Below are 18912 nucleotides of genomic sequence, written 5' to 3'. Positions count from 1 at the left end.
AAGACGCGGCAGCAATGGCTTAAAGCAATGGTCCGCCATCACCCACGCGTGAATTTCAGCCGCCTCCACAGCGACGCAAAGCGTCCGACCTCCATGGGATATAGCGAAACGATCCCTTGGTGCTGGTATCGATTTTTCCGATATCACCGATCTCCCGAATGGTGTGGCGTGTGTGGCTTTTCCAAGGCATGCTCGCCGCAATCAACAACGCGTCCTGCATCCAAACGGCAACCGGAGGAACGATCAGCATGTCCAAATCTGGCGTGAAAAAGTCTCGATGGCTCAAGTCTCGATCGTTTCTGGCGCTGGCTGGCGTGGCGGCTCTGGCGCTGCCAGCCTTCGCTGCCGAAGTCGGCAAGGGGGAGGGCGAGGTCAATATCGTCGCCTGGGCCGGCTATATCGAGCGCGGCGAAACCGACAAGAGTTATGACTGGGTCACCGAGTTCGAAAAGAAGACCAGCTGCAAGGTCAAGGTGAAGGTTGCCGGCACCTCGGACGAGATGGTCACGCTGATGAACCAGGGCGGCTACGACCTCGTCACGGCCTCCGGTGATGCTTCTCTGCGCCTGGTTGCCGGCAAGAAGGTACAGCCCGTCGACACCTCACTCGTTCCCAGCTGGAAGACGGTCGACGAACGCCTTCAGAATGCGCCCTGGTTCACCGTCGAGGGCCAGCATTATGGCGTTCCCTATCAGTGGGGCCCCAATGTGCTGATGTACAACACCGAGGTGTTCAAGGAAGCGCCCAAGAGCTGGAGCGTGGTGTTCGAGCCGCAGAATTTCCCGGACGGCAAGCCCAACAAGGGCCGTATCCAGGCTTATGACGGGCCGATCTACATCGCCGATGCCGCGCTCTATCTCAAGGCCAAGAAGCCCGAACTCGGCATCAAGGATCCCTATGAGCTGAACGAGGAGCAATACAAGGCGGTCCTCGATTTGCTGCGCCAGCAGCACCCCCTGGTGCAGCGCTACTGGCACGATGCCAATGTGCAGTCCGACGACTTCAAGAACGAAGGCGTGGTCGCCTCCTCGTCCTGGCCCTTCATGGTCAACCTGCTGCAGGCGGACAAGAAGCCGATCGCCTCCGTTTTCCCCGAGGAAGGAGCGACGGGCTGGGCCGATACCACCATGCTGGCGGCCAACGCCGCCCACCCCAACTGCGCCTATATGTGGCTGGAGCATTCGCTCGAGCCCAAGGTGCAGGGTGACGTCGCCGCCTGGTTCGGTTCGCTTCCGGCGGTGCCCGCGGGTTGCAAGGCCAGCACGCTGCTTGGTGAGAATGGCTGCAAGGCCAATGGCTTCGAGAATTTCGAAAAGATCAGCTTCTGGAAGACGCCAGTCTCCAAATGCGAAAGTCAGGGGACCTGCGTGCCTTATCATCGCTGGGCCAGCGACTACATCGCTATCATTGGTGGACAATAAGGGGTGGCGGGTTTTATCCGCTCCATCGGCTAGGGCGCGCGCGTCCGGCGCTTTCAAGACAGGGCGCGGAAATCCTTCCCCGGTTTCGGGGAAGTCGCACGCACAACTTGTGTACGCTGGGGCCGGGCCGGATGGAGGCGGGTGGCGCGACTTCGCCGCTCTGTCGTCCGTCCGACGCGACTCTACCCTACCCTACCCCTTCCGCCGCCGCTGCGCGGCGCCATCTTCCCCGAAACCGGGGAAGGATAGTCGTGCCCTTTTCGGTACGGCTGGGGTGCTCGTCACATTCTGCGACGCATCCAGGATCCACTTTGCAAGAACCCACTTTGCAAGCATCGGGACGCCCCATGGCTGAGCCAAGCACCATACCCGCCGTATCCTTCCGAGGCGTCGAGCGTCATTTCGGCGCCGTCAAGGCCGTCGACGGTGTCAATCTCGACATTGCGCCGGGTGAGTTCTTCGCCATGCTCGGCCCTTCGGGGTCCGGCAAGACGACGTGTCTGAGACTGATCGCCGGTTTCGAACAGCCCACGGCTGGCCATATCGAGATCTTCGGCGAGCATGTTGAAGGCATGCCGGCCTATCGCCGGCCGGTGAACACCGTCTTCCAGGACTATGCCCTGTTTCCTCATCTCAACATTCTCGACAATGTCTGTTACGGCCTGATGATCCGCGGCATCGGCAGGCAGGAGCGCTATCGACAGGGGCGCGAGGCCCTCGCCATGGTCAAGCTCGCCGGCAAGGAGGATCGCAAGCCCGGACAGCTATCGGGCGGCCAGCGTCAGCGCGTCGCGCTGGCTCGCGCGCTGGTGGTTCGTCCGAAGGTGCTGTTGCTCGACGAGCCGCTCGGTGCGCTCGACCTCAAGCTGCGCGAGGAGATGCAAAGCGAGCTCAAATCGCTGCAGCGTTCGCTCGGCCTCAGCTTCGTGTTCGTCACCCATGACCAAAGCGAGGCGCTGTCCATGGCCGACCGGGTTGCCGTCTTCAACGATGGCCGTATCGTCCAGGTCGGCAGCCCGCAGGAAATCTATGAGCGGCCGAGCAACCGCTTCGTCGCCGATTTCGTCGGCAGCTCCAATGTGATCGAACCGGCGCAAACCAAGGCCTGGCTCGGTATCGACAAGCCCTCCAGCCTGAGGCCGGAGAAGATCGGTCTGCTTGTTGACGGGACAAGTCCAGCGGCCGACACCGTCACCATCACCGGCACGATCACCCAGATCCTCTATCATGGTGCCGTCAACCGCGTGGAACTGGCGGCCGAGACCGGTGGCCGGCTGATCGCAGCCATTCCGGCTTCAGCGACGGCCGGGATGCCGGCCCAAGGAGCGACCGTGCGGCTGAATTTCTCCGCTCAAGCCCTGCATGTGATGGAGGGCGCATGAGTACGCCAGTCACCATCGCGGCCCCTGCCGACGGACTGTTGCGACGTTTTTCCGACCTGCTGGTCAGGCGGCGCGGGCTCTATCTCATGCTGTTGCTGGTGCCACCCCTGCTGTGGCTCGGCGTCGTCTATCTCGGCTCGCTCTTCATGCTCTTGATGGAGAGCTTCTATTCGATCGACGATTTCTCCGGCGTGGTGGTGCGCGAGCCGACCCTGAGCACCTATGGCCAGCTGTTCTCGCCAGCCAATTTCAGCATCATCATGCGCACGCTTTCCGTCTCGGCGGTGGTGACGGTGCTGTCGGCGATAATTGCCTTTCCGATCGCCTATTATGCTGCCCGCTACGCCAGGGGGCGGATGAAGGCCGCCTTCTATCTGGCGGTGATGATGCCGCTGTGGTCGAGCTATCTCGTCAAGGTCTATGCCTGGAAATTGCTGCTCGCCAAGGAAGGCATCGTCGGCTGGGCCATGAACGGGATCGGCCTCGGCCGTTTGCTCGAAGCCTGGCTGGCACTGCCCGTGGTCGGCGGCCCCTCCCTGTCGGTAAGCTATACAGGCATGATCCTGGTGTTCCTCTATCTGTGGACGCCTTTCATGATCCTGCCGCTGCAGGCGGCGCTGGAGCGGGTGCCAGCCACGCTGATCGAGGCCTCCGGTGATCTCGGTGCCAGCCCGGGGCAGACATTCCGCAAGGTGATCTGGCCGCTGGCCTTTCCGGGCTTGGTGGCGGGCGCGATCTTCACCTTCTCCCTGACGCTGGGCGATTACATCGTGCCGCAGATCGTCGGGCCCTCATCGCTCATCCTTGGGCAGGTCGTCTATGTCCAGCAGGGCACGGCCGGCAACATTCCGCTCGCCGCAGCTTTTTCCGTAGTCCCGGTGGTGATCATGGCGGTGTTCCTGACCGTCGCCAAGCGATTGGGAGCCTTCGATGCGCTGTGATCTCCGACAAGTCCGCGAGGCAGGCTGCCATGACTGAGAATCGTGCTTCCTTCGGCCTGCGCGTTGCCGCCGGCGCTTCGCTCGCCTTCCTCATCGTCCCGCTGGTCTTCATCATCCTTTATGCCTTCACCACGGAAGAAAACAGCTATCAGTTTCCCCCGCCGGGTCTGACGCTGAAATGGTTCGGTGTGGCCTGGGAGCGCCCGGATGTCTGGGCGGCGCTATCGCTCTCCGTCCGGGTGGGGCTGCTTTCCACCCTGCTGGCGATCATTCTCGGCACGCTGGCGGCGGCGGCGCTCTCGCGCACCCGCTTCTTCGGCCGGGAGTCGATCTCCTTGCTGCTGATCCTGCCGATCGCCTTGCCGGGCATCATCACCGGCATGGCCCTGCGCACGGCCTTTCACGAAGGTGGCATTCCTTTTTCCTATTGGACCATCGTGCTCGGCCACGCCACCTTCTGTATCGTGGTTGTCTACAACAATGCGGTCGCCCGTTTCCGCCGGCTGTCGCCCTCGCTGATGGAGGCGTCCATGGATCTGGGAGCCGACGGTTTCCAGACCTTCCGCCATGTGGTGCTGCCCTCGATCGGCACCGCCTTGCTGGCGGGCGGCATGCTTGCCTTCGCTCTGTCCTTTGACGAAGTGATCGTCACCACCTTCACCTCCGGCCAGCAGCAGACCCTGCCGATCTGGATGTTCGAGCAATTGATCCGGCCGCGCCAGCGACCGGTCACCAATGTCGTCGCCGTCATCGTCATCCTGGTCACCGCCATACCCATTCTCGCGGCCTATTACCTGACCCGCGAGGGCGAGAACGTCGCCGGTTCGGGGAAATAGGTACAGGCCCCGATTGCAAGCGATGGGGCGCCGCGGCAGCCATGCGCCCCATCAGGATCACTTCCCGTAGGAGGGCGAGGCATGGTGCATGCCGCCCTCAGCCCTGCCTTCACATCCGCCCTGACCCAAGGAGATTGCCATGCTCGACACCAAAATGCTGATCGGGTCGAAATTCGTGCCCGGCACCGAGGCACCGGAGAAAGTACTCAATCCCAAGACGGAGGAGACGCTGATCGATCTTCCCGAGGCCTCCGTCGAGCAGGTCGACGAGGCGGTGGAGGCGGCGGCCACGGCTTTCGCCGGCTGGTCGCGCACCACGCCGGCCGAGCGGTCGGCTCTCCTGCTCAAGCTTGCCGATGCGATCGAGAAGGATGCGGAGGCCTATGCCACGCTCGAGGCGCTCAATTGCGGCAAGCCGCGCATCCGCGTGCTGCAGGACGAGATACCCGGCGTCGTCGATTGCTTCCGCTTCTTCGCCGGCGCCGTGCGCAACATGCATGGGCTGGTGGCCGGCGAATATCTGGCTGGACACACCTCGATGATCCGGCGCGATGCCGTCGGCGTGGTCGGCTCGATCGCGCCCTGGAACTATCCCCTGATGATGGCGGCCTGGAAGCTGGCGCCGGCGCTGGCGGGCGGTAATACCATCGTGATCAAGCCCTCCGAGCAGACGCCGTTGACGCTGCTCAAGCTCGCGGCCAGCATTGCCGAGATCTTCCCGGAAGGCGTGGTGAATGTGGTGGTGGGACGCGGCGAGAGTGTCGGCAATACCCTGATCCATCATCCCAAGGTCTCGATGGTTTCGCTGACCGGCGACATCGCCACAGGCAAGAAGGTGCTGCAGGCCGCCGCCAAGACGGTCAAGCGTACCCATCTCGAACTCGGCGGCAAGGCGCCGGTGATCGTGTTCGACGATGCCGATCTCGAGGCCGTGGTCGAGGGCGTCAAGCTGTTCGGCTACTACAACGCCGGCCAGGACTGCACCGCCGCCTGCCGCATCTATGCCGGCAGCAAGATCTACGACAATCTGGTCGCTGATCTTGCCGGCGCGGTGAAGAGCCTCAAATACAACCAGGCCAATGACGATGAGAACGACATCGGCCCGCTGATTTCCGCGCGCCAGCGTTCGCGCGTCGCCTCCTTCGTCGAGCGGGCTACCGAGCACAAGCATATCGAGATCGCCACCGGCGGCCATCAAGCGGCCGGCAAGGGCTTCTTCTACGAACCCACCGTGGTCGCCGGGGCCCTGCAGAGCGACGAGATCGTGCGTCGCGAGGTGTTCGGGCCGGTGGTCTCGGTGACACGCTTCGACGATGTCGAGGAAGCCCTGGGCTGGGCCAATGATTCCGACTACGGCCTGGCGTCTTCGGTCTGGACGCGCGACCTTTCCAGGGGCATGCAGATGGCCTCGCGCCTGCAATATGGCTGCACCTGGGTGAACTGCCACTTCATGCTGGTGAGCGAGATGCCGCATGGCGGCGTCAAGTCCTCCGGCTATGGCAAGGACCTGTCGATGTATGCCCTGGAGGACTACACTGTGGCACGCCACGTCATGGTCAAGATGGGCTGATTCCGGACGCGAGACCGTCGGGCGCGAGACCGTTTCGCAAGCAAAGCAAGGATGGGTCTTGCATTCCGCCAAGGCCCATCCTTTCGTTTTGGACAGCAATGCCGAGTTCGGGCATGGTCTGGTGTTGTGCGTGGAACAGCCCGCACAAGCCATTGATTTCATCATGTCATTTCATGAACGAGGTGATTGCCATGAAGCTTGCGAAGAAGCTTGCCTCGGCCGCGCTGTTGGTCTGCGCTCTGCTGGCGGCGCCGGCAATGACCAAGGCCAACGCGGCCGCTGTCGAGCCGATCTGGCAGGTCTGCCGGGCTATCGGGAAGGATCCAGCCGCTAGCGTCAAGGCCTGCACCCAATTCCTCGATTTGCCCGAGGGAAAGCTCAAGCAGTTTCGCACCTATGCCTTTTCCAATCGTGGCAACGCCTATGTCAGCCTGCAGCGTTATGATGAGGCGCTGGCCGATCTGAACGAGGCGCTGCGCCTCGATGCCGGGAACGAGACCGCCTATGTCGGTCGCGGCAACGTCCATTTCTGGCGCGGCGAAAACGATCTCGCCCTCAAGGATTTCGCGCTGGCCATCAAGCTCGATCCGCGCGATGCCAATCCCCAACACGGCCGCGGCAATGTCTATTTCAACCAGGGCCGCTACGAGGAGGCGATCAAGAGCTACAGCGAGGCGATCCGCATCAATCCGAAATTCTTCAACGCCTATAGCGGCCGCGCGAACGTCTATGCCGAACTCAAGCAGACCGATAGGGCGATCTCGGATCTCTCCCAGGCGCTCAAGCTCAATCCGAGCTATGTCAATGCGCTCGTCAATCGCGGCAACAACTATATGATCGGCAAGCGTTTCGACGAAGCGATTGCCGACTACGACAGGGCCCTGGCCCTCAAGCCGGAGACCATCCTTGCCTTGAGCGGGCGGGCCGGCGCCTATGGCTTGAAGAAGGATTATGAGCGCTCGGTCGCCGATTTCACCAAGGCGCTGGAGCTCGATCCGTCCTATCTGAACGCGCGCTATGGCAGGGGGCAGGCCTATAAGGAGTTGGGCAAGCTCGATCTGGCCGCGGCGGATTTCCGCAACATTCTTGCCCAGAAATCTGATTTCCTGAATACGCGCGACCTGTTGGCCGACGTCGAAAAGGCCGGTGCTGCGGCGTCCGTTCCCTCACCGGGCACCAATGCGGCACCTGCGGCCGGCGCGCTCGCCGCCATCAAGGCACAGCGCCGCGTCGCTTTGGTGATCGGCAACGGCGCCTATCCGCAGGCGGCTCTTGCCAATCCCCACAATGATGCCGCCGATGTCGGTGCCCGCTTGCAGCAGCTCGGCTTCGACGTGGTGACGGGCTATGATCTCACTCTGTCGGGCTTTTCCGACACGGTGAACCGGTTCGTCGCCAAGGCGCAGGGCGCCGATGTCGCCGTCTTCTATTATTCTGGCCATGCCATGCAGGTGGATGGCGAGAATTGGCTGCTGCCCGTCGATACCAGGGTGCGCAGCCTGTTCGACGTCCAGCAGTTCAACGTGTCGTTGCAGCGTCTGCTGCACACCGTGGATTCGCAGGCGAAGACCACGCTGGTCTTCCTGGATGGCTGCCGCAACAATCCGTTCGCCGACGCACTCAAGGCCCAGCTAAAGGCGCAGAATCGTGCCTATGCCGAGACGCGCGGCCTGGCCCGCCTCACCGTCGATTCGCCCGATACGCTCGTGGTGTTCGCCACCCAGCCCAATGACGTGGCCGCCGACGGCACTGGGCGAAACAGTCCCTTTACGCAGGCCTTCCTTGCCAATGTCGGTGCGCCGGGCGTCGAGGTCGAGACGCTGATGAAAAGAGTGACGGCCGATGTGAAGGCAGCGACGGGAGACAAGCAGCGTCCCGAACGTCTGTCGGGCCTGACAACGGAATTCTACTTCGTCCCGCCAAATTAATGTGCGTTGCCGTCGTACAACTTGCCCACCGCGACAATTCCGTCATGATATCGCCAACCATAAACGGGTTGGGAGGAATCATGACGGCGGTTTCGTCTGCGCAAAGGCCATGGTTGGCAGCTTATGACGGAGACATGAAACCGCATGTCGGGGAAGTGCCCTACAGATTGCTGGGGGACATGATCGTCCAGAGCGCACGCGAGACCCCGCGCAAGACGGCCTACACCTGCGTCATGCCCAACGGTATGCACGGTTCGCTCAGCTATAGCGAGGCCGATCGATTGTCGGATCAGTTCGCCGCCTATCTGCATGGCGAGCTGAAACTGCCGCCCGGCTCGCGCGTGGCCATCCAGGCCCCCAACGGGCTCGCCTATCCTGTGGTCGCTTTCGGCGTGTTCAAGGCAGGCTGCGTGCTGGTCAATGTAAACCCGCTCTACCTGGCCGAGGAGGCCGGTGCGGTCTTCGCCGATGGTGGCATTTCCGTGCTGGTGGTGATCGACATGTTCGCCGACCGCACGGCCAAGACCCTCGCGACGGTGAAGGTGCCGCATGTGGTCATGATCAGCGCAGCCGAATTTTTCCCGGTCTTGCCGCGCACCGTGATCGGCCTGGTGCAAAAACACGTGCGCAAGGAGATCCCGGCCGCGACCTTCCCGCATGTCCTCCTCAAGCAGGCCCTGGCGCTTGGCCAGGCCAAGCTCGCACGCGGCCTGAAGGTTGCCGACATCACCGCCGGCATGGACTCTTCGGCGACTGCCTGCCTGCAATATACGGGCGGCACCACCGGCGTGAGCAAGGGCGCCATGCTCACCCATCGCAACCTGGTCATGAACGTCATGCAGGTGCTGGCCTTCGGGGGCGGTGCCTTCACGCGGGACGACGTGATCATGACGGCGCTGCCGCTCTATCACATCTTCGCCTTCACGGTGAATTTCCTCACCTTCACGGCGCGGGGCGCTCATGTGCTGCTGGTGCCCAATCCGCGTCCCCTGAGCAATCTGCGCAAGGCTTTCGAAAACTATCCGGTCAGCTACATCACCGGCGTCAACACACTCTATAACGGCCTGCTCAACGAGGCCTGGTTCACGTCCATGCCCAAGCCCCATCTCAGGGTCTGCATTGCCGGCGGCACGGCGCTGCAGGCTGCGGTGGCCGAGCGCTGGCACAAGAGCGTCGGCGTGCCGGTAGGGGAGGGCTACGGCCTGACCGAGACGTCACCGGTCGTCTGCTTCAACCCTTTCGGCTCGGGGCACAACGGCGCGGTCGGCGTTCCCTTGCCGGACACCGATGTCAAATGCGTCGACGATGATTTCAACGAGGTGGCGCTGGGCATGCCAGGCGAACTGGCCGTGCGCGGGCCGCAGGTGATGGCCGGCTATTGGCGCCGGCCGGACGAGACGGCCAAGGTGATGCGCGGTGAGTGGATCCTCACCGGCGACATCGCCGTGATGGATGCTTCCGGCTATTTCCGTATCGTCGACCGGCGCAAGGACATGATCCTGGTTTCGGGCTTTAACGTCTTCCCCAACGAGGTCGAGGACGTGCTGGCCAAGATGCCGGGAATCAAGGAAGCGGCGGTGATCGGTGTCCCCGATGGCGCGGCCGGCGAGGCGCCCAAGGCCTTCGTGGTCAGGAGCGACCCCACTTTGACGGTCGAGGCCGTACGTGCTTATGCCAAGCAGCATCTCACCGGCTACAAGGTGCCGAAATTCGTGGAATTCAGGGATGATTTGCCGAAGTCCAATGTCGGCAAGATCTTGCGCAAGGATCTGCGGAGCTAGAGCGTTGCGATTTGGCGGAATCGCCAGGAATCGCAAAGACGTGTCGAACCAGAGAGTTAGAGCAAACAATCGTTTCCGTCCAAACGCGCTTTGCTCTAGCTGGGGAAACTCGACTGCTTCCTGCTTAGCAGCCCGGCGACATCATTATCCTCAACGAATGATCTCCGGCTTCGTCGTACGGAATGTCGGGCGACCGCGCTTCCAGCCACGTATCACGCGGCTGTTCTCGCGTATCGCCTGTTCGGGCGTCACGCAGTCGATCAGTACGATGTCGGCTGCCGCTCCGACCGATAGGCCGGATGCGCGCCGCATTCCGCGCGCTGCAAGGGGACCGATCATGTCGAAGATGAGCCGTAGATGCTCGGTGCGCGAAAGTTGAACGACATTGGCATAGAGGTTCGCCATGCGAAGGAGTGAGGCATCACCAAATGGCGTGAAGGGGTTGAGAATATTGTTGGTGGCGATCGAGGCATTCACACCCCTCAAAGCCAGAATATGGGTCGGAGCGACCCCACGCGGCACCAGTCGCTCATACTCGCGGCCATTTAGGAACAAGTCGGTGGCTGGCAGGGCCACCACTGCAATACCGGCCTCCCGGAGCCCTGTCGCGATCGCTTCAACTTCATGCGACGGCCGCGCCGAAAGGCTCGTCATGTGTCCGAGCGAGACGCGCCCCTGCCAACCGCGTCGTATCGTTTCCTTCAGGACGACGGGCAGATTGCTCTTTTCGGGTGCGAGATCGAAATCGAGATGGAAGTCGACAGCGACGCCGTGCGCTTGCGCGAGGTCGAAGATCAAGCTGATTTGTCCAGCCGGATCGGGATCGGTGTAGGGAGCACCACCCACCAGATCCGCTCCGTCCGCCAGGGCCTCATTCAACAAACCTAGCGTTTCCGGCTCGTTGGTGAGCCCTTCCTGCACGAAAGCGCAGATCTCGATATCGATGGCGAACGCGTAATCCCGGCGAACGCGTTTGACGGCTTCAAAGGAGCGCAACCCGGCCCGCGGATCGACTTCGACGAAGCTGCGCATCGCCATGGTGCCTTGTATGATGGCCTGCTCGACGACGCGAGCGGCCCGTGCATAGACATCCGCCTCGGTGAAGGACGCCTTGGCTCTTGCCGTCTCGCGCACCGCCTCCGCCAAGGTACCCTCGCAGATGCGGCAGCGATCGAGGATACAAGCTTTGTCCAGATGGATGTGGCTGTCGACGAAGCCGCTGCAAGCCAGCGCACCTTCGGCGTCTACGATTTCAATCGCTTCACAACGAAGCTCTCGACCGATCGCGGCGATCGACTTGTCGCGTATCGCCAAGTCTACCGGCTCCTCACTGGTCGGCAGGCGGGCATTGCGGATAAACAGGTCAGCTGGGGGAATGTCCATCGTCAAAGACCAATCGCCCCGCCATCGCTGCGCGGATCATGCGCGGCTATGATCGTCCCGTCAGGTCGCAGGCGAATGATGCCGGCATGTCCGCCGAGTTGGCTGAAGGGTTCGATCCGGCCCACCTGATGTCCCTTGTCTGCAAGCTCGGCAATGAGCGAACCTCCGGCATGGGCCTCTATCTTCAGGCTGTCGCGACTGTCCGAGAAGGTGCGCCCCAGAAGGAAACGCGGCCGGGATAGGGCCGCAAGCGGATCGAGCCCGTGGTCGATCAGCAGCGACAGCAGCAGAGCGAGGGTCTGCGGCTGTCCGTCGGCGCCTTGAGTGCCGTAAAGCAGGCAGGGGCGCCCGTCCTTCAAGCCGATGCCGGGGTTCAACGTGTAGAAGGGACGCTTGCCGGCCCTGATGCAGTTCGGGCTCGCTGGATCGAGGCTGAAGGCCGCGCCGCGGTTCTGCCATAGGATGCCCGTGTCGCCGGCGACGACGCCGCTGCCCCAGTCGAAATAGAGGCTCTGCAGCATGGCAACGCTCCTGCCCGCGCTGTCCGTCGCCGCCAGGAAGGCCGTGTCGGCGGTCTGGAAGGGGTGCGGCCAAGGCAACGCCCTGTCCAGATCGATAGAGCGTGCCTTCGCAGCCAGTCGGCGCCCATCGAGCAACTGCGCGACATTCACGTCTGTGAAGGCGGGGTCGACGATCGACGGGCGATCGAGGAAGGCCTGTTTCACGGCTTCCACGAGGAGGTGGTAGAATTCGGCCGAGGCAGGGTCGAGCCGGCCCAAATCGAAGGAAGACAAGACAGCCATGATGGCGAGCGTCGTCGCGCCTTGCGTCGGCGGCGGCGGCGCAAGAAGGGTCACGTCGCGATAGCTTTGCGCCAGTGGCTGCTCACGGAGTGTGCGGGTGCTGGCGAGATCCGCAGCAGTCAGGGGTGAACCGGCGGTTCGGAGGCCCGACGCGATGCGCGCACCGAGCTCGCCTTCGTAGAACTCGCGCACGCCGTGATCGGCTATGGCGCGCAGCGAACTCGCCAAAGTCGGCTGGCGCTGTATGCCGTTCCGGAAGAAGACCCCTTGGAAGCCATGCCATTGCGTGACCTCGCTTCCGCGGAAACGATGCCAGAATTCTTGAGAAGGACTGACGTCGAAGCCGTTTTGTGCCAGCGCGACGGCGTCGTCGAGCAGGCTGGCGATGCACAATCGGCCCTGCCAGTGGCTGTGGGAGTAATCGAGGACTTGTCCCCAACTGTCGACCAGGCATGCCGTCGTTATGGCCGAAAGCGGCCCGCGAAGCGGGATGACAGACAGATCGGGGATGAACCTCGCCGCCTGGCCAATGCCCAGGAAGACGGTGGCAGTGCCCGTGCGATCGGCAACCAGCCAAACCGCGTCTCCGCCGAGACCACAAAAATGTGGATAGAGGACCGAGAGTGACGCGCTTGCGGCAACCAGCGCCTCGATGGCATTGCCCCCCCGCTTGAGGACCTTTGCTCCGGCCTCTGTGGCGAGCCAGTGCGGCGCGACGACCATGCCTCCGCACGACGTCGCGTTCTCGCTGGGCCTTTGCCGTGGGACGGTCTTCATGCAATCGCTGCGATTGGGTGAACAGGCCCCCAGTCAAGCAAGTTCCGGGCCATTTCCGGCGTAAGCGCGTTCGAATTCTTCCGGGTCCCGACGTCGGTGCACCCAGCGGAAATCCCTGCGATGGGCAGACGACAGCGAAGCGTTCACAGTGCTGGACAGGCCAACCCCAAGGCGTCCGGACGTTGTCTATTCGTGGCGTCGCTGGCGTCCTCGTCTGCTCCTCCGATTCGCCAGTCGGAGCGCTTTAAAGAGCGGGCGAGGACGCCTGCGTTTCCAGGAAGGTCATGCTTCGACCGGTCAGCATCTTCGAGACGTGGTATGACGCCAAGACCCCTTGTGCGGGGTGCATGAACCCGATCTCGCAGACCAACTGGCTATTATAGGCGGTGGATGCGTGGCTCGCCGTCCGATAAAAAAAGAGCAGGTTGCGACTTTTGGTCATCGCAATCTGCTCTTGGACTGTCGTATCCGCTGCAAGCGGAAAGAGCAGGCCGGACGGCCTGATCCCAGATCTATTGCCGGTAATGCTGAATGCGCGTGGTGCGCAGGCCCGCCAGGCCATGGCGGTCGATCGAGGCCTGCCAGGACAGGAATTCCTCGGTAGTCAGCACATAGCGGTTGCAGGCCTCCTCGAGGCTGAGAAGTCCGCCACGTACGGCGGCAACCACTTCTGCCTTGCGCCGGATCACCCATCGCTGGGTACCAGGCGGCGGCAGGTCCGCGACGGTCAGGGGGCTGCCGTCGGGGCCAATGACATATTTCACCCGAGGGCGAAGAGTTTCGGTCATGGGTACGCTCACACAATTCGAATGACCATGTAAGCTGCAGGCTAGGGGGGCTCGCTTAAAAATTGTTGAAGGAAATTGAGAAAAGCCATTGATCTCGCTTCGATCATTACAATTCGGCAACAAGCTGAATCAGGCCTTAACTTCGTCGCCATCTATTCGTTTGCCTGGCGGCAGAAAGGGTTTGGCCAGAGCGTGGTAGAGCTTTTCCCGGCAGATGAGAGCCGAGATGCCGTCGGCGATGATGGCGGTGGCCAGCAGCGGTAGTACCATGGCGCGGCTGTCCGACATTTCCGAAATGATGATGACGGCTGTGAGCGGTGCCCGCACCACGCCGACGAAATAGCCGATCATGCCGAGCAGCACGATGGCACCGAGCGGCTGGCCGGGAAAGGCAAGGGCGATCAGATTGCCGACGCCGGCACCGGTGGCGAGCGAGGGCGCGAAAATGCCGCCCGGCACGCCCGACAGCACGGTGATCAGGCTCGAGAAGAATTTGGCCGGTCCGAACCACAAGGGTTCGGCATGGGATTCCACCAAGCGGCGGGCGACCTCATAGCCGGTGCCCCAGGTTGCGCCCTGGCTGAGAACACCAAGGATCGCGACAAGGAGGCCACAAATCAGGGCAAGCCAGATGGGCCGGCGGCGCAGGGCCGCAATGGGGGAGAGGGCGGTGGCGCCGAAGGCCAGAATCAGCCGCGAGAACAGGCCACCGGTGATACCGCCGATCACGCCGGCCAGCGGCGCGATGAGCAGGGCGGCGCCGAGCGGCAGCGCCTCGTGCACGGAGCCGAAATAGATGTAGTCACCGGCGATGCCGAGACTGACGAGGCCCGAGATCATCACGGCCGCCATGGCCAGCAAGGCGAGGCGCTGGTGATAGGAAGCGGCGAGTTCCTCGATGGCGAAGGCGATACCGGCGAGCGGCGTGTTGAAGGCGGCTGAGACCCCCGCCGCCCCACCGGCGATGATCACGGCGGGCGAAAGATCGATCTTCAGGAGGCGATGCATGAAAGCCATGAGGGCGGCACTGATCTGCACCGTCGGTCCCTCGCGGCCGACCGAGGCGCCGACCAGGATGGCGCCGATCGTCGCCACGAATTTGAAGGCGGCGACCTTCATGGAAATCAGGCCCGCCACGACGGCATGCTGGGGATCGCGGGCGCCGGCGCTCACCTGGGGGATGCCGGAGCCGCGGGCCGCGGGCGCAAAACGCCGTGTAAGCCAGGCCAGGAGAGCGAGCCCCAAGGGCGTCACCAGCAGCGGTGCGTATGGGGCCTTGTCCACCATCAATTCGAATAGTTTCGCGGCCTGGTCCGCCGTCCAAGTGAAGGCGAGGGCGACTAGGCCGAGAATGACGGCACCGATGGTCGTTGCGGTGCGGCGGCGCAGTAATATCGGCAATTCGCGAGGGGTCATCGGGGGGATAAAGTCCTTTGCTTCCCCTTCTAAACCGCCAAAGCCTTGCGACGGCAAGGAGGAATGCCTGATCGCGATCTGCGAGCACCCAGTCAGCCCCGCCTAATCACTCGCCCGCTCGGCGCTGATGATCCATGCACGCGAATCGAAAAGCACACCGTCGGTCGTCATATGGGCGTCCAGCAAGTCACGCAGCCGCTGCAGCGGCTGATCCGGTGTTTCATCCGTGCGCGCAAGCGTGTCCTTCACCAGATAGAGGCCGGTGAGGGCATCGAACGCGGCGTCGACATTCGGCCCGTAGAAGACCGGCTCGTTCACCTCGGTAAAGTCGATCGAGATGAAGCCCGCAGTGCTCAGAAGCGCTGTCGCCACGGCGGGATCCCCGAGCGAAAACGGCTTGCCGGCGTCGATGGACAGCACGCCTCCCGGGGCCAGTGCCTGCCTGATGGCACCAGACCATCTGTTGGCCTCCTGGCTCTGCCACACCATCCACACAAGGCGCGCGCCCGGACGTAGCGCGCGGGCAATATTGGCAAAGGCCACCGCTGGATCGGCAAAGAACATCACGCCGAATCGGCTGATGCACAAATCGAAGCCGGAGGCCGGGAAGGCGTGGTGCTGCGCGTCGCCCCGTTCAAACACGACGTTTCCCAGCCCAGCTTCCAGGCAACGCCGCCGCGCGATTTCCAGCATCTCGGCAGACGTATCGACGCCGACCACGTTCGCCTCCACCGCGATGCTGGCGGCCTCGCGCGTGGTCTGGCCTGCACCACAACCGATATCGAGCACTCGGTCGCGTTTGCCGACCCTGGCGGCAGCCCGCAAGTGCCGGTTGTGCCGCGATAATTCCGCGTCATAAAAATCAGCACATTGCAACGCCATCAGACCCACCCGCTTTTGTCTTGGCTACGAAAGTTCGTCTCTCTGCTGAGTTCCTCGGTCGCTGGCGGGGGCAGCACCCCATGCCTGGGCGCGTACCCAAAGCCTCCGTTACAAACTGATTGCACAATAGGATCAGATGTGCAATCTGAAATCCAGTTGCAATTTGCAATCAGAAGGATCGCGTTCATGGAACGGGCCACATGCCTGGTTACCGAGAAGGTCGTCGAAGTCAAAGGGGCTGATCTCCAGACCCAGGCTTTCGGTGTCGCCTCCAGCCCACCCATCGTGCTGATCATGGGGATGATGTCTTCGATGCTGTGGTGGCCAGACCGGTTGTGTGAAGAACTTGCGGGTCGTGAGCGCTATGTGATCCGCTACGACCAGCGTGACACCGGGCTTTCCACTCACTATCCACAGGGCGAGCCCGGCTACTCGCCCAGCGATCTGGCAGACGATACGATAGCCATTTTCGACAGTTACGGCTTGGAAACGGCGCATCTGGTCGGCATGTCGATGGGCGGCTTCGTCGCGCAGGAGGCCGCATTGCGCCATCGCCGGCGTGTGCGGACGCTCACCCTGATCAGCACATCGCCGTTCGCGGTCGAGGGATTGCCGTCCTCGACCACAGCCTATCAGGAGCATTCCGCAGCAGCCGAGGGGGTTGACTGGTCCGACCTCGAGGCCATCGCCGATTTCTTGAGCCGCGATGCGGCCATGCTTGCTGGCACCCGGCATCCGCATGATGCCGGGGCCGCAAGCGCGCTGATCGCCCGCGACATGGCCCGGGCGCCGTCCTTTGCCAGCGCCACCAACCATTTCGCGCTGGTGCGTGAAGAGGGGCCTGCAGGGCTGCAGGCTTCCGATCTCGATATGCCGGTTCTTGCGATCCACGGCACGGCCGATCCGCTGTTTCCCATCGCGCACGGGGAGGCCTTCACAAAGGTCGTGCCACATGCGCGATTGCACCGGATTGAAGGGGGAGGGCATGAAATCCACGATCATGACATTGACGAGATGGTCCAGGCCATCGCCCATCATGCGGTGTAATGCATGCCCGGAAAGCTAGGCATGCGGATCCCGGCCATCGTTTGACCGGCTCCGTACAAGGCTCTGATTGAGGCAGCAGCCTCATGGTTTTTGAAAGTCGTCGTGCCGGCAATCAGGCGCATCTTTCATGCTGAATTCGTAGTATTTTTCGTACAGCGCGCGATGCTGATTGAATACAGGCTGGCAGGCTATTTCGCGCTGGCAAAAATAAACTGGAAGGGGCAGGGTAGTCGGAGTCTTTCCAAGGCAATCGAAAGAATTCGGCTATGCTGATGTGTCACCAGGGTAGTAAAGCGGCCTCTCGATTTCGGCGCTCGCTGGCGGCAACCATCGTCGCCAGCTCGATGACGCTGTCGGCTATGGCGGTCGCGCAATCGCTCAAGCCCGATCTCGGCCCTTCGCCGCCGCAGGATGCCATGCCGCTCTACAAGAGCGGCATCGACAAGGCGGTTGGCCGGCTGCCGGACATCGTTCGCGATATCAGGGCAAAATCGCATGTCCCCGGCATTGCCGTGGCCGTCGTGCATGGCGGGAAGACGGTGTTCGCAAGAGGGTATGGCGAACGTGTCAAGGGCGATGCCACCCGGCCGGTCGATGAATTTACGGTGTTCCAGGTCGCCTCGGTTTCCAAATCCATTTCCGCCACCGTGGCCGCGATCGCGATGACCAAGAGCACGCAAGCTGGCAAGCCCATCAACTGGGACGATCGCGTCCGCGCCTATCTGCCCGATTTCAGGCTGGGGAACGACTATGTCTCGAACCAGGTCACCATCGGGGATTTCTTCGCCCATCGCTCGGGCCTGCCGGAAGCGGCCGGGGATGATCTGGAGGATCTCGGCTTCGAACGCCGGGACATCATCCCTCGGCTCAGGCTGATGCCGCTCGATGCCTTCCGAACCTCCTATCACTACGCCAATTTCGGCACGACGATCGGGGCCGAAGCGGTTGCCGCCGCCATGGGCGAGCGTTGGGAAGTCCTGGCCGATCGCCTGCTCTTCCAGCCCCTGGGCATGCGGTCGAGCAGCTACCTCCATAAGGCCTTCCTGGCGCAGCCGAACCGCGCCGTCCTGCATGCTTTCGTGGGCGGCGAGTTCAAGCCCCTTTATGACCGCAATCCCGACGAGCAGGCCCCGGCGGGCGGGGTTTCCTCCAATGTCACGGAACTGGCAAAGTGGTTGCAATTGCTGCTTGCCGGCGGCAAGCACGGCGGCGAAACGCTGATGACCCCCGAGGCCATCCTGCCAGCACTCACGCCCCAGGCGGTGAATGGGCGTGGCGATGCGCTCGACGCACGCACCGGCTTCTACGGCTACGGCTTCAACGTGAACGTCAATGCCAACGGCCGAACCTCCATGAGCCATTCGGGCGCCTTCCTCCTGGGGGCGGGCACCACCTTCCAGATTCTGCCCTCGGCCGATGTGGGCATCGTGGTCCTGACCAATGGTGCACCGGTCGGCGCCGCCGAGGCCATTGCGGCGCGCTTCATGGACATCGTGCAATATGGCGAGGAAACGCGGGACTGGTATGGCCTTGCGCATCAGCGCATGATGGGCTTCTTCAAACCGATCGGGGATCTTGCGGGTGCCGCGCCGCCGGCGCGTCCCAAGCCCGCACGAAATCTCGCGAACTATGCCGGCCAATACACCAATTTATATCTCGAAGCCGCCGCGGTCGAGGTGGAGGGCGATCATCTGGTGTTGGTGCTCGGGCCGCGCCTGATGAGATTCCCGCTCCGCCATTGGGACGGAGACATGTTTGCGATGAGCCCTGGCGGCGAGAACGCCCCGGAAGGCTCCTTGTCTTCCGTCAAATTCTCGGGGCAGGAGGCCAATCCGAAGGTGATGACGGTCGACTATTTGAACGCCGACGGCCTGGGAACCTTGAGCCGATAGACCGGCTATTCATGGCCGTGCCGTATTGCTCTCCGCTGCCGTGGAGACTGGTCGTTGCAGCACGT

The 18912-nt window shown here is 62.6% G+C and carries 15 protein-coding genes; 9 read left to right on the top strand and 6 right to left on the bottom strand.

All coding sequences use genetic code 11. The features are described from left to right. Positions 1 to 55 precede the first annotated feature (55 nt). Positions 56 to 250: a hypothetical protein gene (locus AB4037_RS10580; RefSeq protein ID WP_441771494.1), complete on the bottom strand. Its 195-nt coding sequence runs from the start codon at positions 248 to 250 to the stop codon at positions 56 to 58. On the opposite strand from AB4037_RS10580, the gene AB4037_RS10575 reads away from it, so the two are divergent. The 7 genes from AB4037_RS10575 to AB4037_RS10545 all read left to right on the top strand — a co-directional run bounded on the left by AB4037_RS10575 (position 249) and on the right by AB4037_RS10545 (position 9859). After that, on the top strand, positions 249 to 1421 hold the full coding sequence (locus AB4037_RS10575) for an ABC transporter substrate-binding protein (RefSeq protein ID WP_434959800.1): 1173 nt from the start codon (positions 249 to 251) through the stop codon (positions 1419 to 1421). The two genes, AB4037_RS10580 and AB4037_RS10575, sit on opposite strands and share 2 nt — an antisense overlap. Positions 1422 to 1768: 347 nt before the next feature. Beyond that, entirely contained in the window at positions 1769 to 2803 is a 1035-nt protein-coding gene (locus tag AB4037_RS10570) for an ABC transporter ATP-binding protein (protein WP_441771493.1), read from the top strand. Further along, the gene (locus AB4037_RS10565; RefSeq protein WP_434959798.1) at positions 2800 to 3744 is read left to right on the top strand and encodes an ABC transporter permease; all 945 of its coding nucleotides are present in this window, start codon (positions 2800 to 2802) and stop codon (positions 3742 to 3744) included. Before AB4037_RS10570 ends, AB4037_RS10565 begins: the two co-directional genes overlap by 4 nt. Positions 3745 to 3773: 29 nt before the next feature. Continuing rightward, positions 3774 to 4580, top strand: coding sequence for an ABC transporter permease (locus tag AB4037_RS10560; RefSeq protein WP_434959797.1), 807 nt, complete (start codon positions 3774 to 3776; stop codon positions 4578 to 4580). 139 nt (positions 4581 to 4719) lie between these two features. Then, positions 4720 to 6150 (top strand): gamma-aminobutyraldehyde dehydrogenase, encoded by a 1431-nt coding sequence (locus tag AB4037_RS10555; protein ID WP_441771492.1) that lies wholly within the window; start codon positions 4720 to 4722, stop codon positions 6148 to 6150. A 191-nt stretch (positions 6151 to 6341) separates the two neighbouring features. Continuing rightward, positions 6342 to 8078, top strand: coding sequence for a tetratricopeptide repeat protein (locus AB4037_RS10550; protein ID WP_441771491.1), 1737 nt, complete (start codon positions 6342 to 6344; stop codon positions 8076 to 8078). A gap of 134 nt (positions 8079 to 8212) precedes the next feature. Continuing rightward, positions 8213 to 9859 carry an AMP-binding protein gene (locus AB4037_RS10545; protein WP_441771490.1) on the top strand — a complete coding sequence of 549 codons (1647 nt, stop codon included), beginning with the start codon at positions 8213 to 8215 and terminating at the stop codon, positions 9857 to 9859. A 150-nt stretch (positions 9860 to 10009) separates the two neighbouring features. On the opposite strand, the gene AB4037_RS10540 is transcribed toward AB4037_RS10545, so the two are convergent. The 5 genes from AB4037_RS10540 to AB4037_RS10520 form a co-directional block, all read right to left on the bottom strand. Beyond that, positions 10010 to 11242: an amidohydrolase family protein gene (locus AB4037_RS10540; RefSeq protein ID WP_441771489.1), complete on the bottom strand. Its 1233-nt coding sequence runs from the start codon at positions 11240 to 11242 to the stop codon at positions 10010 to 10012. A 2-nt stretch (positions 11243 to 11244) separates the two neighbouring features. Further along, positions 11245 to 12768 (bottom strand): gamma-glutamyltransferase family protein, encoded by a 1524-nt coding sequence (locus tag AB4037_RS10535; RefSeq protein WP_441771488.1) that lies wholly within the window; start codon positions 12766 to 12768, stop codon positions 11245 to 11247. A 566-nt stretch (positions 12769 to 13334) separates the two neighbouring features. After that, a complete protein-coding gene (gene sciP, locus AB4037_RS10530; RefSeq protein WP_068297942.1) occupies positions 13335 to 13610 on the bottom strand; it encodes a CtrA inhibitor SciP in 276 nt (91 codons plus the stop codon). A gap of 129 nt (positions 13611 to 13739) precedes the next feature. Beyond that, a complete protein-coding gene (locus AB4037_RS10525; RefSeq protein ID WP_441771487.1) occupies positions 13740 to 15026 on the bottom strand; it encodes a chloride channel protein in 1287 nt (428 codons plus the stop codon). A gap of 102 nt (positions 15027 to 15128) precedes the next feature. Beyond that, positions 15129 to 15908, bottom strand: coding sequence for a class I SAM-dependent methyltransferase (locus tag AB4037_RS10520; RefSeq protein ID WP_441771486.1), 780 nt, complete (start codon positions 15906 to 15908; stop codon positions 15129 to 15131). 186 nt (positions 15909 to 16094) lie between these two features. Between AB4037_RS10520 and AB4037_RS10515 the strand changes: the two genes are divergently transcribed. Together AB4037_RS10515 and AB4037_RS10510 are read left to right on the top strand one after the other, a co-directional pair. Continuing rightward, the gene (locus tag AB4037_RS10515) at positions 16095 to 16955 is read left to right on the top strand and encodes an alpha/beta fold hydrolase (RefSeq protein WP_441771485.1); all 861 of its coding nucleotides are present in this window, start codon (positions 16095 to 16097) and stop codon (positions 16953 to 16955) included. A gap of 266 nt (positions 16956 to 17221) precedes the next feature. Next, complete coding sequence (locus AB4037_RS10510; protein WP_441771484.1) at positions 17222 to 18847, top strand: serine hydrolase domain-containing protein; 1626 nt, start codon at positions 17222 to 17224, stop codon at positions 18845 to 18847. Positions 18848 to 18912 lie beyond the last annotated feature (65 nt).

Source organism: Labrys sp. KB_33_2 (assembly GCF_052114505.1).
GTDB lineage: Bacteria > Pseudomonadota > Alphaproteobacteria > Rhizobiales > Labraceae > Labrys.
Note: the sequence above shows the minus strand (reverse complement) of the source record. Positions and strands in the feature narration are given on the sequence as shown.